Genomic DNA, 14,396 nt, shown 5'->3' on the forward strand with positions numbered 1-14,396 from the left:
TCAGCCCGCCGCAGGCACCGGCAGCGGATCCACGTGCCCGCACTGGCTGCAGGTACGCAGCTCCAGGCTGGCGTGGTAACGCGCGAACACCTTGGGCAGATCGGTTTCGATGTTCTGCAGCGGGAAGTACTCTTCGTGCAGCTTGTGGTTGCAGTGTTCGCAATGCCAGATCACACCGTCCATCTCATGCGGCAGGCGCTTGCGCTCGACCACCAGGCCGATGCCACCGGGCGGACGCCGCGGCGAGTGCGGCACCTTTGCCGGCAGCAGGAAGATCTCGCCGGCGCGGATCGGAATGTCGCGCACCGCGCCGTCTTCCTGCACCTTCAGCACCATCTCGCCTTCGAGCTGGTAGAACCACTCCGGGCCTTCGTCGTAGTGGAAGTCGGTACGCGAGTTCGGCCCGCCCACCACCATCACGATGAAGTCGCCGTTGTCGATCATCTTGTTGCCCACCGGTGGCTTCAGCAGGTGGCGGTTTTCTTCGATCCAGGCGTGCAGGTTGATCGGCGAAGCGAGCATGGTGGTCATCCGTAAGGGATCAGTCGCGCTTGCCCTTGCGCGGAATGTAGGACAGGGCCTTTTCATACGCCGGCTGCAGCTCTTCCTGCGAACCGACGTCGATGCCCATCTCGCGCACGCGTCCGTCCTTCAGACTGTAGACCCAGCCATGCACCATCAGCTTCTGGCCGCGGGCCCAGGCATCCTGCACGATGGTCGAGCGGCACAGGTTGGCAACCTGCTCGATCACGTTCAGTTCGCACAGGCGAGCGTGCTTGAGCTCATCGGTCTCGATCGCATCGAGGATGCCGGTGTGCTTCTGCATCACGTCGCCCACATGGCGCAGCCAGTTGTCGGCCAGGCCGACGCGGGTGTTGTGCAGGCAGGCATGCACACCGCCGCAGCCGTAGTGGCCGACGATCAGGATGTGCTTCACCTTCAGCTGGTCCACCGCGTACTGCACCACGCTCAGGCAGTTCAGGTCGGTGTGGGCGACCACGTTGGCGACGTTGCGGTGCACGAACACTTCACCCGGGGCCATGCCGATGATCTGGTTGGCCGGCACGCGCGAATCGGAGCAGCCGATCCACAGGTATTCCGGGTGCTGCTGCTTGGCCAGCTGGTGGAAGAACTCGGGGTCTTCCTTCTCGATGCGGTCGGCCCAGTCGCGGTTGTTCTGCAGCAGCTTGTGGATGTCTTTCATGTACGGGTCCCTGGCGTCGGGTGGGGGCGCGCCGCAGCCATCCGGCTGCGTCGTCGCGGGAATCTGGGGCGTTCAGTCGCTGCGGGCGGCCTGTTCGCGGTGCCAGCGCATCCACTGCGCCAACTCGGTGGAAGAGGGGGTGCCGAGCTGTTCCAGTTCGGCGATCACGGCGCGCTGGTTGGCGTCGGGATGGTTCTGGCTCAGCTTGAGCTTGAGCTGCACCTGCTCGACCTGGAAACGGAAGCCGACGATGGCGCGCAGCTCCGGGCCGTGTTCGGCACGCGTGGCATCGAACTGCCAGGCCTGGCCGACACTGGCTTCGAAACGGTCGCTGATCGTACCGACCAGTTCGGCCAGCGCATCAGTGTCGTCGAAGGTCTGCAGCTGGCCACGCAGTTCGGCGGCGGCGTAGTTCCAGGTCGGCACCCGCGCCGCAGGTTCCTTGTCCGGGTACCAGCTGGCCGAGACATAGCCGTGCGGGCCGTCGACCAGCACCTTGGCCGCGCCGCTGTGGCGCGACTGCGGGTTGGCGCGGGCCCAGTGGCCGCGCAGTTCGATCTGTTCGCCGTCACGCCGGTACAGTACCGGCATCCGGGTCAGCTCCGGCAGGCCATCGCTGCCGGGGGTGAGCACGGTGACGAATGGATCGCGCGCCAGCAGGCGGTCCAGCCAGAGCAGGTCGGTCTCGGCGAAGGCGCGCGGGGTGAACATGCTGGGTTCAGGCGCGCCCGCCCAGCGACTGGATCATGCGGCCACGCAGGCCCTCGTCGCTGTCGGCCTGCGGCGGCTGCACTTCGTGCAGGCTGAAGCCGCGCACCAGCGCGTCTTCTTCGTCCAGGCCGTCGTACTCGACGAACTCGGCGTCGAACAGCTGCGAACGGGCGGTGTCTTCGCTGTCATAGCTCAGCGTGTTGCCATCGCTGTCGAGCACTTCGGCGGTGCCGGCCGGGCGCACGCGCAGGCGCGCCCAGATCAGGGTGTTGCCGAGGCTGGCCAGCCACCAGCTGTCGCGCGAGGCGGTGATGTCATTCATGGGTGTGTTACCAGAGCGAGGCCAGCCAGAGCAGGGCGGCCATGCCCAGTCCGGCCAGCAGGGTCAGCAGCGATACCCAGGCCGGCGTCGCCAGCCCGGACAGCGAGCGGTCCGGCTGCTTGCGATAGTCGCGGCGCAGCAGCCAGGCCAGGGCATCGGGTTTGAGGAAGGCGCCGCTGCCGAAGCGCTCGGCGAGCGCCGGATGGCGGTCGCGCACATGCACCAGGGTCAGCGGCCAGAAGATCACGAAGGCACTGAACCCGGCCACTGCAACGCCGACGAAACAGAGGGCGAAGAACAGGGTCATGGGGCAGTACCTCCGTGGTCGTGTGGGGCTTAGAAGTCCGCGCTGCCGGGGGCGCGCGGGTAGGGGATCGCATCGCGGATGTTGGACAGCCCGCAGACGTAGACCACCAGGCGCTCGAAGCCCAGGCCGAAGCCGGCGTGCGGCACCGAACCATAGCGGCGGAAATCGCGGTACCAGCTGTAGTGCTCGCGATCCAGGCCGAACTGGGCCATGCGCGCATCCAGCACGTCCAGGCGCTCTTCGCGCTGGCTGCCGCCGATGATCTCGCCGATGCCCGGGGCCAGCACGTCCATCGCGGCGACGGTCTTGCCGTCGTCGTTCAGGCGCATGTAGAAGGCCTTGATGTGCTCCGGATAGTTGGTCACCACCACCGGGCGGCCGACGTGTTCCTCGGTCAGCCAGCGCTCGTGCTCGGTCTGCAGGTCCAGGCCCCATTCGACCGGGAAGTCGAACTTCCTGCCGGACTTCTGCAGCAGGGTGACCGCATCGGTGTAGTCGATGCGCTCGAACGGCGCGTTGATGAAGTCTTCCAGCTTGGTGATCGCGTTCTTGTCCACGCGCTCGGCGATGAAGGCCAGGTCGTCGCTGCGCTCGTTCAGCACCGCGCGGAACAGGTACTTCAGGAACTCTTCGGCCAGACGTGCGTCTTCGGCCAGGTCGGCGAAGGCGATTTCCGGCTCGATCATCCAGAATTCCGCCAGGTGGCGGGTGGTGTGGCTGTTCTCGGCGCGGAAGGTCGGGCCGAAGGTGTAGACCTTGCTCAGCGCCAGGCAGTAGGCCTCGACGTTCAGCTGGCCGGACACGGTCAGGAAGGTTTCCTTGCCGAAGAAGTCGCGGCTGAAATCGATCGCGCCCTTCTCGTCACGCGGCAGGTTCACCATGTCCAGGGTGGACACGCGGAACATCTGGCCGGCGCCTTCGGCGTCGGAGGTGGTGATGATCGGGGTGCTGATCCAGTTGAAGCCGTTCTCGTGGAAGAAGCGGTGCACGGCCTGGGCCAGGCAGTTGCGGATGCGGGTGACCGCACCGAACAGGTTGGTGCGCGGGCGCAGGTGTGCCACCTCGCGCAGGAACTCAGGCGACATCGGCTTGGGCTGGATCGGGTAGGTGAGCGGGTCTTCGACCCAGCCGACCACTTCCAGTGCGCTGGCCTGGATCTCGAACGACTGGCCCTTGCCCTGCGACTTCACCAGGGTGCCGGTGGCAATGACCGAGCAGCCGCTGGTCAGGCGCTTGATCTCGTCGAAGTTGGCCAGGCCGTCGCCGGCCACGACCTGGATCGGGGCGAAGCAGGAGCCGTCGCTCACATTCACGAAAGCCAGATTCGCTGAACCGCGCACCGTGCGCACCCATCCGCGTACCGTGACTTCGCCGCCTTCCGGGATCTTCCCGGCAAGCGCATGTTCAACGCTGACCACCGTCATGACTTGAATCCTCTGCTGATCGACTCGATCTGTGAACACGGGAGTTTACCGGTTGCAGCGTTCTGCTTGCGAGGCATTTTTCGCGGCAACGGCTCCTTATAATGTCCCCGTACCTCTGGAGTAGCCCCATGGCCGTCAGCCTGACCCCCATTGCCTTCGAGCGCGTGCAGCGCTTCGTCGCCCAGACCCCCGGCGCGCTGGGCCTGCGTTTCGGCGTGACCAAGACCGGTTGCTCCGGCTGGGGTCACATCACCGACCTGGCCCGCGACGAGCGCGAGGGCGATACCGTGTTCGACCAGGACGGCGTGAAGATCTACGTCGACGCCAAGAGCCTGGCGCTGGTGGACGGCACCGTGATCGACTTCGGCAAGCACGGCCTGAGCGAGACGTTCACGTTCAGCAACCCCAATGCCACCGCCGAGTGTGGCTGCGGCGAGAGCTTCACCACCGACGCCGACAAGGCCTGACGGCCGGCCGCCGGGCATGGCCCGGCGCTACCCGCCTGGTGGGTGCCGACCTTGATCGGCACCGGGGCAGGGCACCCCGGTTCAGCATGTCGGGTACCCCCGGTTGCCCATCCTCCCCATCTGCGCCATAATGCGCGGCTTCCTGCCTGCCCGGCGGGAACCCTTGCCCCACCGCGGTCTCAACGGCGGGGGGCTGTCCGGCCGCAAGGCCACATCCGAAAGGTAGAAAAAACATGAGTCGTCATTACGAAATCGTGTTCATGGTCCACCCGGACCAGAGCGAGCAGGTCCCGGCCATGATCGAGCGCTACAAGTCGCTGGTCGAGAACGGCAACGGCACCATCCACCGTCTGGAAGACTGGGGCCGCCGCCAGCTGGCGTACCCGATCCAGAACCTGGTGAAGGCCCACTACGTGCTGATGAACATCGAAGCCGACCAGGCCGTTCTGAACGAACTGACCGAGAGCTTCCGCTTCAACGACGCCGTGCTGCGCAACCTGGTCATCAAGCGTGACGAGGCTGACACCGAGCAGTCGCTGATCATGAAGAGCAAGGACGAGAAGGGTGACAAGCCGGAGCGCGGTGAGCGCCGTCGTCGTGACGACGAAGAAGGCGAGTCCACCACCACCGCTGACAACGAAGCCGGCGACGACGCCGCTTCTGCCGCCTAAGGAGCCTTCCCATGTCCAAGTTCTTCCGTCGCCGCAAGTTCTGCAAGTTCACGGCTGAAGGTGTGAAGGAGATCGACTACAAGGATCTCAACACCCTGCGCCAGTACCTGACCGAGAACGGCAAGATCGTGCCGAGCCGCGTCACCGGTACCAAGTCGAAGTACCAGCGCCAGCTGGCGACCGCCGTCAAGCGCGCTCGCTTCCTGGCCCTGATCCCGTACACCGACAACCACGACGTCTGATGCCCGGCGGGGCGGCCCGGTGCCGCCCCCGCTGTGCCAGCTATTCGGACAGCCTTTGTTGCGGGGCATCGCCTCGCTAACGAATAACTCATCTGGAGCAATACCATGCAGCTGATCCTCCTGCAGAAAGTCACCAACCTCGGCAACCTGGGCGACCTGGTCGACGTGAAGCCGGGCTACGGCCGTAACTTCCTCGTGCCGCAGGGCAAGGCCGTGCCGGCCACCGAGAGCAACAAGGCCGAGTTCGAAGCCAAGCGCGCCGAGTACGAAGCCAAGGCCCAGGCCATCCACGCCGAAGCTGACGCCCGCAAGGCCAAGCTGGACGGCGCGAGCGTGACCATCCCGGCCAACGCTTCGACCGAAGGCAAGCTGTACGGCTCGGTCGGCGCCCGCGAAATCGCCGATGCCTTCACCGCTGCCGGCCTGCCGGTCAGCAAGAGCGAAGTCATCCTGGGCGAAGGCGCCTTCCGCAACATCGGCGAGTACGACGTGCTGGTCCACCTGCACGCCGACGTCGAGACCACCGTCAAGGTTGTCGTCGTCGCCGAAGCCTGATCCCACGCCGCAAGGCCTGGCATCACCGCAGAACGGGCGCCCGCAAGGGTGCCCGTTTTGTTTTATGGCTCCGTTTCGTGGTGTCGGACCACCTCTGGCCGACGGGGTGGGGCTGGACAATGTTCCACGCCCATTCGTAGAACACGGCCACATCGGTATACTCAGGGCGTCACACCCGTTCCACGGGCATCGATCCCAGCAGGATCAATGGCTTGGAGGGTAAACGCAGGCCGCTTGCCGGCCCCAGTCCGGAACCCCTATGCGTCTTTCCACGATCAAGCTGTCCGGCTTCAAGTCGTTCGTCGATCCGACCACCCTGCACCTGCCGACCAACATGACCGGCGTGGTGGGGCCCAATGGCTGCGGCAAGTCGAACATCATCGACGCCGTGCGCTGGGTCATGGGCGAGAGTTCGGCCAGCCGCCTGCGCGGCGACTCGCTGACCGACGTGATCTTTTCCGGTTCCAACGCCCGCAAGCCGGTCTCGCAGGCCACGGTCGAGCTGATCTTCGACAACTCCGACCACACGATCTCGGGCGAGTACGCCGCGTTCAACGAAATCTCGGTCAAGCGCACGGTCAGCCGCGACGGTACCAGCAACTACTACCTCAACGGCACCAAGTGCCGCCGCCGCGACATCACCGATCTGTTCCTCGGCACCGGCCTGGGCCCGCGCAGCTACTCGATCATCGAGCAGGGCATGATCAGCCAGATCATCGAGGCACGCCCGGAAGACCTGCGCGTCTACCTGGAAGAGGCGGCCGGCATCTCCAAATACAAGGAGCGCCGCAAGGAGACCGAGACCCGCATCCGCCACACCCGCGAAAACCTGGACCGTCTGGGTGATCTGCGCGACGAGATCAGCAAGCAGCTCGAACACCTGAAGCGCCAAGCCAAGCAGGCCGAGCAGTACCAGGCGCTGCAGGAAGAGCGCCGGGTCAAGGATGCCGAGTGGAAGGCGCTGGAATTCCGTGGTCTCGACGGACGCCTGTCGAAGCTGCGCGAAGGCCTGTCGCAGGAAGAGACCAAGCTGCAGCAGCTGATCGCCGACCAACGCGACGCCGAGGCCCGCATCGAGACCTCGCGGGTACGCCGCGAAGAGGCCGCCGATGCGCTCAACACCGCGCAGGCGGCGGTCTACCAGGTCGGCAGCACGCTGGCGCGCCTGGAACAGCAGATCCAGCACCAGCGCGAGCTGTCGCAGCGCCTGCACAAGGCACGCGACGAGACCCGTCAGGCATTGGCCGAACTGGGCCAGCACATCAGTGGCGACGAGGCGAAGCTGATGGTGCTGCGTGAGGCAGTGGAGGCCGCCACTCCGCAGCTGGAAGCACTGCAGGAAGAACACGAGATCAAGCAGGAAAGCCTGCGCGAGGCTGAAGACCGGCTGGCCAGCTGGCAGCAGCGCTGGGAACAGCACACCTCGCAGAGTTCGGAGGCCTCGCGCGCCGGCGACGTCGAGCGCACGCGCGTGGACTACCTGGACAAGCAGATCCTCGACGCTGACAGGCGTCGTGAAGCGCTGGCCGCCGAACGCGCCGGCCTGGACGTGGATGCGCTGGAAGAAGCCTTCGAGCAGCTGCACCTGCAGCACGACACGCAGAAGACCGCGCTGGATGAATTGAGCGAAGACGTCGAGCTGCGCAAGCAGGGCGTGGCGGCCGTGCAGGAGCAGCAGCGGAATGGCCAGAACGAACTGGCCGAACTGCGCAAGCAGGTCAACGGCCTGCGTGGCCGCCTGGCCTCGCTGGAAACCCTGCAGCAGGCCGCGCTGGGCCAGGAGCAGGGCGCGGCCGTGGCCTGGCTGAAGGCGCGTGGGCTGGATTCGGCGGCGCGTGTCGGCGAACGCCTGGATGTTGATGCCGGTTGGGAAACCGCGGTGGAAAGCGCGCTTGGCCAGTTGATCGAAGGCGTGCTGGTCGATGACCCGGCCAGCCTGGTCGACGCGCTGGGCGAACTGGGCGAGGGCCACATTGCACTGGTCGCCAACGATGGCGCGGACCTGAAGGTCGCGCCGACCTCGCTGGCTGCACGCGTGCGTGGCCCGGCAGCGATCCGGCGCCTGCTGGCGCACCTGCACGGTGCCAGGGATCTGGCCGAAGCCAAGGCGCTGCAGGCCAGCCTGCCGGAAGGCGATTCGACCATCACCCAGGGCGGTGAGCGCCTGGGCGAGGGCTGGTTGCGTGTGTCGCGTTCCGGCGCGGCCCAGCAGGGCGCGCTGCTGCGCGAACGCGAGATCAATGAGCTGCGCGAGCAGATCGAGCAGCTGCAGGACCGCGAAGCCGAGCTGGAAGAGCAGCTGAGCGGCTTCCGCGAGCAGTTGCAGGCCGCCGAACAGCAGCGCGAAGACGCGCAGCGTGCGCTGTACCAGGCCCATCGCGCGGTCTCTGAACTGGCAGGCCAGCTGCAGGGCCAGCAGGGCAAGGTGGAGGCCGCGCGCACGCGCATCGACCGCATCGAAGGTGAGCTGAAGCAGCTGCAGGACACGCTGGAAGCCAACAACGAGCAGGCGCGTGAGGCGCGCTCGCGGTTGGAGAACGCGGTCAGCAGCATGGGCGACCTGGAATCGACCCGGCAGCGGCTGGAGGGCGAGCGCCGCCAGCTGACCGAGGCCCGCGACCTGGCCCGCGACGCTGCACGTGCGGTGCGCGAGCGGTCGCACTCGCTGGCCCTGACCCTGGAATCGCAGCGGGCGCAGCTGGCCTCACTGAGCCAGGCGTTGGAGCGCATGGGTACCCAGCGCGGGCAGTTGGATTCGCGCCTGGGCGAACTGCATTCGCAGCTGGATGAGGGCGATTCGCCGGTCGAATCGCTGCAGGCCGAACATCAGAACGCATTGGAAGAGCGCGTGCGCGCCGACCGCGTGCTGACCGAGGCGCGCACGTTGCTGGACGGCATCGATGCCGAACTGCGCAACTACGAACAGACCCGCCACCAGCGCGACGAACAGGCGCTGGCCCAGCGCGAACGCATTTCGCAGCGCAAGCTGGACCAGCAGGCGCTGGTGCTCAGCGCGGAGACCCTGCAGGGGGCGGTGGAGAAGGCCGGTTTCGTACTGCAGGACGTGCTCAATGCGCTGCCCGAGGATGCCCGCCTGGGCGACTGGGAGCAGGCCGTGCACCAGATCGATGGCCGCATGCGCCGGCTGGAGCCGGTCAATCTGGCCGCCATCCACGAGTACGGTGAGGCGTCGCAGCGCTCGGACTACCTGGATTCGCAGCACACCGACCTGACCACGGCGCTGGAAACCCTGGAAGATGCGATCCGCAAGATCGACCGCGAGACCCGTGGCCGCTTCAAGGACACCTTCGACCGCGTCAACGCCGGCGTGCAGGCGCTGTACCCGCGCCTGTTCGGCGGTGGCCACGCCTACCTGGAGCTGACCGGTGAAGACCTGCTCGACACCGGTGTGACCATCATGGCGCGTCCGCCGGGCAAGCGCGTGTCCAGCATCTCGCTGCTGTCCGGCGGCGAGAAGGCGATGACCGCGGTGGCGCTGGTGTTCGCCATCTTCCAGCTGAATCCCGCGCCGTTCTGCCTGCTGGACGAGGTGGACGCGCCGCTGGACGAAGCCAACGTCGGCCGCCTGGCCAACATGGTCAAGGAAATGAGCGAAAAGGTGCAGTTCCTGTTCGTCAGCCATAACAAGGCGACGATGGAGGCCGCGCACCAGTTGTCGGGCGTGACCATGCGCGAGCCGGGCGTCAGTCGCCTGGTCAGCGTGGACCTGGAAGAAGCCGCGCGATTGGCGGGCGCGGCCTGACGTGCCATCCTAGTTACCTGAATGAACTAGCCGGAGAACCTATCGAATGTCCGACACGGCACTGTTGCGCATCGGCATCCTGGCCGCCGGCCTGCTGTTGATCGCCGCGATCTTCCTGTTTGGCCGTCCGAAAAAGAAGCCCCAGGGCCGCCGCGTGGAAGGCGCGGAACCGAACAGCGGCGAGCGCCGCGAGCCGGTGCTGGGCGAAGATGGCGTCACCGTGGCCGATGGCCGCGTTGAACCGGGCATGGGCACGGAAGGCGAGCAGGCCGAACTCGGCCTGGGCGAAACCGACCCGGGCGCCAGCGACCTCGGCAAGCGCGCCACCCAGGATTTCGACAAGATCGTCTCGCTGTTCGTGGCCGCCCGCGCCGGCGAACAGCTGCGTGGCGAAGACATCGTGGTGGCGGCCGAAAAGACCGGCCTGGTGTTCGGACACATGAACGTGTTCCACCGCCTGGTGGAAGGCCACCCCGAGCGCGGCCCGATCTTCTCGATGGCCAGCATCATGAAGCCGGGCAGCTTCGACATGGCCAACATCCGTGCCATGGAGACCCCGGCCATCGCCTTCTTCCTGACCCTGCCGGCGCCGCTGACCGCGCTGGATGCCTGGGAGAAAATGCTGCCGACCGTGCAGCGCATGGCCGAGCTGCTGGATGGCGTTGTGCTGGATGACAGCCGCAACGCCCTGGGTCGCCAGCGCATCGCACACATCCGTGACGAGCTGCGCGCCTACGACCGGCAGCACCAGGCTCCGCCGTTGACCAAGACCCCGCGCTGGTAAGCGCCATGGCGTGCCGACCAACGGTCGGCACCCACCGTCGGCAACCTCCGGTAGATCCACGCCGTGCGTGGATGTGGTCTACGCCGGGACGCCGGCCACCTTGGCGAATGCGCGGCGGAATGCCGCCATCTCTTCCTCGGTACCCACGGTAACCCGCACGCGCTGTGGCCAGATCGGCCAGCTTCGCCCGATCACCACGCCGTTGTCGGCCATTGCCTTGGCGAACGCGCTGCCATCGCGCTGGACGTCGACCACGAAGCAGTTCGCTTCCGACCGCACGCAGCTGAAACCACGCTTGCCCAGCCACGCGATGGTGGCCTGCCGCACCTTGGCATTCTGCAGGCGGCGCTGAGGAATCAACTGCGGATCGCGCAGGCTGGCCAGTGCAGCGGCCAGTGCCGGCACGGGCAGCGGGTTGTCGCCCAGGCTGGCCAGTTCGCGCAGGCGGTCGGGATGCGCGGCCGCCACGCCCAGTCGCAGGCCGGCCATGCCATAAAGCTTGGAGAACGTGCGCAGCACGATCAGGTCGTCGCGCTGCGCCACCTGCGCAATCAGGCTCGGCTGCTCGCTGTACTGCAGGTAGGCCTCGTCCAGCAGCACGCGGGTGGAGGCGGGCTTGTGGGCCAGCAGCCAGGCAAGCTCATCCGGTGGGCTGATCGAGCCGGTCGGGTTGTTCGGGTTGCACACATACAGCAGTCCGGTCGGGCGTGCATGCGCGGCGGCAACCATTGCACGCATGTCATGTGCGCCGTCGTCGCGCAGCGGCACTTTCTGCACGTGCGCACCGTGTGCGGCGGCGACCTCGCCCAGCGTCTCGAAGGTCGGGTCGGCGACTACCAGTCCCGCCAGCGGGCCGGTCCATAGCACGGCGGCACGGTTCAGCGGTTCGCTGGAACCCGGATACAACCGCACGTGATCAGCCGGAATGCGTGCCTGTTCGATGAAGGCGTCGCGCACCTGTCCGGCCAGTGCGAAACGGTAGCGGCCGCAACCGGCGATGCTGTCGCGTGCCGCCTGCTGGGCTGCGGGCGAGGGGCCGTAGGGGCATTCGTTGAAATTCAGCAGCACCGCACCTTCGGCGGGGGCGGGGGCGGGGGCGGCGGCTGTCGCGGGTTGGGCATGGCCGAGCTGTGGCAGCCCGCTGCCGGCGACGGCGAGGCCAGCACCGGCCAGTTGCAGGAAGCGTCGACGGGAAGCGGGCAGGGGCACGGGCAGGATTCCGAAGGGCAGACCGTCGCACGCTAGCGCCGGTGAGGGTGGGCGGCAAGCTGCATTTGCAGCGTCGAGCCGTGCTCGACTACAGACGTGCCAACCAAGGTTGGCACCTACCGGAACGAGGGAGACGGTTGGCACCTGCCAGAGCGGAGGGGGGAGCAGTCGAGCATGGCTCGACGCTACAAAAGCGGGGCCGTTACCGGGCCTGACGGCCGGGCGCGGTAGAATTCCCGGCCATCCCAGAACCACCGTATCCCGATGAGCCCCAGCCCAGCCGAACGCGCCGAAGACCTCCGCCGGCAGATCGCCCAGGCCAACCGCGCCTACCACGAGCTGGACGCGCCGGAGATCCCTGACGTCGACTACGACCGGATGGTGCGCGAGCTGGAAGCGCTGGAGCGCGAGCACCCGGAACTGGCCCGTGCCGACAGCCCGACCCAGCAGGTCGGTGCGCGGCCCTCCGGCCGTTTCCCGGAAGTGCGCCACGCGGTACCGATGTTGTCGCTGTCCAATGCCTTCAGCGATGAAGAAGTGGCCGATTTCGTGCGCCGCATCGATGAGCGCCTGGGCCGTCGCAGCCTGCGGTTCTCGGCCGAGCCGAAGATGGACGGCCTGGCGATCAGCCTGCGCTACGAGGAGGGTCATTTCGTGCTCGGCGCGACCCGTGGCGATGGCAGTACCGGCGAGGACGTGACCGCCAACCTGCGCGAGATCGGCGACATTCCCAAGCGCCTGCACGGCAAGGATTGGCCGGATGTGCTGGAGGTGCGCGGCGAGGTCTACATGGCGCGTGCCGATTTCGAGGCCTACAACGAACGTGCCCGTCAGCACGGTGGCAAGGTGCTGGCCAATCCGCGCAATGCCGCGGCCGGCTCGCTGCGCCAGCTCGATCCTAAGATCAGTGCGCAGCGCAGGCTGAGTTTCTTCGCCTACGGCACCGGCGAAGTGCAGGGCGGTGAACTGCCGGACACCCATTCTGGCACTCTGGCCCAGCTCGGTACCTGGGGCTTTCCGGTCAGTGAGCTGTGCAAGGTGGTGGAAGGCACCGACGGCCTGCTCGGCTACTACCGCGACATCGGTGAGCGCCGTGATGGCCTGCCGTTCGATATCGATGGCGTGGTCTACAAGCTCGATGATCGTGCGGGTCAGCAGGCGATGGGCTTCGTTTCGCGCGCGCCGCGCTGGGCCATCGCGCACAAATTCCCGGCGCAGGAACAGAGCACCACGGTGGAGGCGATCGAGATCCAGATCGGCCGCACCGGTGCGGCCACACCGGTCGCGCGCCTGGCGCCGGTGGCCGTGGCCGGCGTGATCGTGTCCAACGCCACGCTGCACAACGCCGACCAGATCGCACGCCTCGATGTGCGCGTCGGCGACAGCGTGATCGTGCGCCGCGCCGGCGATGTGATTCCGGAAGTGGTCAGCGTCATTCTCGACCGCCGCCCGCAGGGCACTACGCCGTGGCAGATGCCGACGCGCTGCCCGGTGTGCGGCTCGGAAATCGTGCGCGAGGAAGGTGCCGCCGCGTGGCGCTGTTCGGGTGAGCTGTCCTGCCCGGCGCAGCGCAAGGAGGCCATTGCCCATTTCGCTTCGCGTCGTGCGATGGATATCGACGGCCTTGGTGACAAGTACATCGAAACCCTGGTCGACGCCGGCATCGTCAAGAGTGTGGCCGACCTGTACCGGCTCAACCGTGACCAGCTGCTGCACCTGAAGCTGGTGCTGGATGCCGAAGACCCTTCCGCACTGGCTGCTGCGCTGAAGCTGCATCTGCCGGCCGAGGGCAGTGGTGCGGTGCTCAATGCGGTGCTCAAGCTGGATGGCAACGATCCGGGCTGGCGCGCGCAGGCGCTGGTGCAGCCGGCCAGCTTCGAATGGAACACGAAGAAGATCGCCACCAAGTGGGCCGACAACCTGATCGCGGCGATCGACGCCAGCCGTGCTGCCACGCTGGAGCGCCTGCTGTTCGCGCTCGGCATCGAGCATGTGGGCGAAAGCACGGCCAAGGCGCTGGCGCAGTGGTTCGGTGACCTGGAGCTGATCCGCCATCTGCCGTGGCCGTTGTTCAAGCGTGTGCCGGACATCGGTGGCGAAGTGGCGCGCTCGCTCGGCCATTTCTTCGAGCAGCAGGGCAACCAGCAGGCCATCGATGACCTGTTGCTGGTTGGCCAGGTGCGCATCAGCGACGTGCATGCGCCCAGCGCCAAGCTGCGCGAGGGTCTGGATCTGGCGCAGCTGCTGGTCGAGTCGGAAATTCCCGGCATCACGCGCCTGCGTGCGGAAAAGCTGGTGGCCGCGCTTCCCGGTGCGCAGGCGGTGCTCGACGCCGAGCATGGCCAGTTCGTCAACGCTGGCCTGCCCGACGATACCGCGCGTGGCCTGGCCGCGTGGCTGGATGCCGAAGGCCATGGCGCGATGCTGCTGGCGGCCGAGAAGGCGATGCAGCAGATCCTGGCCAAGGCGCCGGCGCTGGCCGAGATTGTGGCCGGCCCATTGGACGGGCAGACCGTGGTGCTGACCGGCACCCTGGCCCAGCTTACCCGCGATGCCGCCAAGGAGCGCCTGGAGGCCCTCGGCGCGAAGGTCTCAGGCAGCGTGTCGAAGAAGACCAGCTTCGTGGTGGCCGGTACCGAAGCCGGTTCCAAGCTGGACAAGGCGCAATCGCTGGGCGTGCCGGTGTGGGACGAAGACCGCCTGCTGGCCTACCTTGCCGAACACGAATGATGACCCC

At 66.9% G+C, this 14,396-nt stretch carries 14 protein-coding genes; 7 read left to right on the forward strand and 7 right to left on the reverse strand.

The window, feature by feature from the left end; all coding sequences use genetic code 11:
* The 6 genes from N5D20_RS12600 to asnS all read right to left on the reverse strand — a co-directional run bounded on the left by N5D20_RS12600 (position 1) and on the right by asnS (position 3,968).
* On the reverse strand, positions 1–522 hold the full coding sequence (locus N5D20_RS12600; RefSeq protein WP_029379697.1) for a 3-hydroxyanthranilate 3,4-dioxygenase: 522 nt from the start codon (positions 520–522) through the stop codon (positions 1–3).
* 19 nt (positions 523–541) lie between these two features.
* Positions 542–1,204 (reverse strand): carbonate dehydratase, encoded by a 663-nt coding sequence (gene can, locus N5D20_RS12605; RefSeq protein WP_010480460.1) that lies wholly within the window; start codon positions 1,202–1,204, stop codon positions 542–544.
* 72 nt (positions 1,205–1,276) lie between these two features.
* Positions 1,277–1,915 (reverse strand): FMN-binding negative transcriptional regulator, encoded by a 639-nt coding sequence (locus tag N5D20_RS12610; RefSeq protein ID WP_043398467.1) that lies wholly within the window; start codon positions 1,913–1,915, stop codon positions 1,277–1,279.
* 7 nt (positions 1,916–1,922) lie between these two features.
* Entirely contained in the window at positions 1,923–2,237 is a 315-nt protein-coding gene (locus tag N5D20_RS12615) for a hypothetical protein (RefSeq protein WP_006453002.1), read from the reverse strand.
* Between the two features lie 7 nt (positions 2,238–2,244).
* Positions 2,245–2,544: a hypothetical protein gene (locus N5D20_RS12620; RefSeq protein WP_043398470.1), complete on the reverse strand. Its 300-nt coding sequence runs from the start codon at positions 2,542–2,544 to the stop codon at positions 2,245–2,247.
* Between the two features lie 29 nt (positions 2,545–2,573).
* Positions 2,574–3,968 (reverse strand): asparagine--tRNA ligase, encoded by a 1,395-nt coding sequence (gene asnS, locus N5D20_RS12625; protein WP_049482475.1) that lies wholly within the window; start codon positions 3,966–3,968, stop codon positions 2,574–2,576.
* A gap of 128 nt (positions 3,969–4,096) precedes the next feature.
* On the opposite strand from asnS, the gene N5D20_RS12630 reads away from it, so the two are divergent.
* The 6 genes from N5D20_RS12630 to zipA all read left to right on the forward strand — a co-directional run bounded on the left by N5D20_RS12630 (position 4,097) and on the right by zipA (position 10,450).
* Positions 4,097–4,435 carry an iron-sulfur cluster assembly accessory protein gene (locus tag N5D20_RS12630; RefSeq protein ID WP_006376495.1) on the forward strand — a complete coding sequence of 113 codons (339 nt, stop codon included), beginning with the start codon at positions 4,097–4,099 and terminating at the stop codon, positions 4,433–4,435.
* Positions 4,436–4,668: 233 nt separating this feature from the next.
* Positions 4,669–5,106 carry a 30S ribosomal protein S6 gene (gene rpsF, locus N5D20_RS12635; RefSeq protein ID WP_006452997.1) on the forward strand — a complete coding sequence of 146 codons (438 nt, stop codon included), beginning with the start codon at positions 4,669–4,671 and terminating at the stop codon, positions 5,104–5,106.
* 11 nt (positions 5,107–5,117) lie between these two features.
* Positions 5,118–5,348 carry a 30S ribosomal protein S18 gene (gene rpsR / locus N5D20_RS12640; RefSeq protein ID WP_002804494.1) on the forward strand — a complete coding sequence of 77 codons (231 nt, stop codon included), beginning with the start codon at positions 5,118–5,120 and terminating at the stop codon, positions 5,346–5,348.
* A gap of 105 nt (positions 5,349–5,453) precedes the next feature.
* Positions 5,454–5,903 (forward strand): 50S ribosomal protein L9, encoded by a 450-nt coding sequence (gene rplI / locus N5D20_RS12645; RefSeq protein ID WP_197578947.1) that lies wholly within the window; start codon positions 5,454–5,456, stop codon positions 5,901–5,903.
* Positions 5,904–6,162: 259 nt separating this feature from the next.
* The gene (smc, locus tag N5D20_RS12650; protein WP_197578948.1) at positions 6,163–9,666 is read left to right on the forward strand and encodes a chromosome segregation protein SMC; all 3,504 of its coding nucleotides are present in this window, start codon (positions 6,163–6,165) and stop codon (positions 9,664–9,666) included.
* 46 nt (positions 9,667–9,712) lie between these two features.
* Positions 9,713–10,450, forward strand: a complete 738-nt coding sequence (zipA, locus tag N5D20_RS12655) for a cell division protein ZipA (RefSeq protein ID WP_049436742.1) — start codon at positions 9,713–9,715, stop codon at positions 10,448–10,450.
* 78 nt (positions 10,451–10,528) lie between these two features.
* Here zipA and N5D20_RS12660 read toward each other — a convergent pair whose 3' ends face one another.
* Positions 10,529–11,659: a pyridoxal phosphate-dependent aminotransferase gene (locus N5D20_RS12660; protein WP_197578949.1), complete on the reverse strand. Its 1,131-nt coding sequence runs from the start codon at positions 11,657–11,659 to the stop codon at positions 10,529–10,531.
* A 258-nt stretch (positions 11,660–11,917) separates the two neighbouring features.
* Between N5D20_RS12660 and ligA the strand changes: the two genes are divergently transcribed.
* Positions 11,918–14,389 carry an NAD-dependent DNA ligase LigA gene (gene ligA, locus N5D20_RS12665; RefSeq protein ID WP_192840220.1) on the forward strand — a complete coding sequence of 824 codons (2,472 nt, stop codon included), beginning with the start codon at positions 11,918–11,920 and terminating at the stop codon, positions 14,387–14,389.
* Positions 14,390–14,396: the final 7 nt, after the last annotated feature.

Origin of the sequence: Stenotrophomonas sp. GD03877, assembly GCF_029840555.1 — a bacterium.
Taxonomy (GTDB): domain Bacteria; phylum Pseudomonadota; class Gammaproteobacteria; order Xanthomonadales; family Xanthomonadaceae; genus Stenotrophomonas; species Stenotrophomonas geniculata.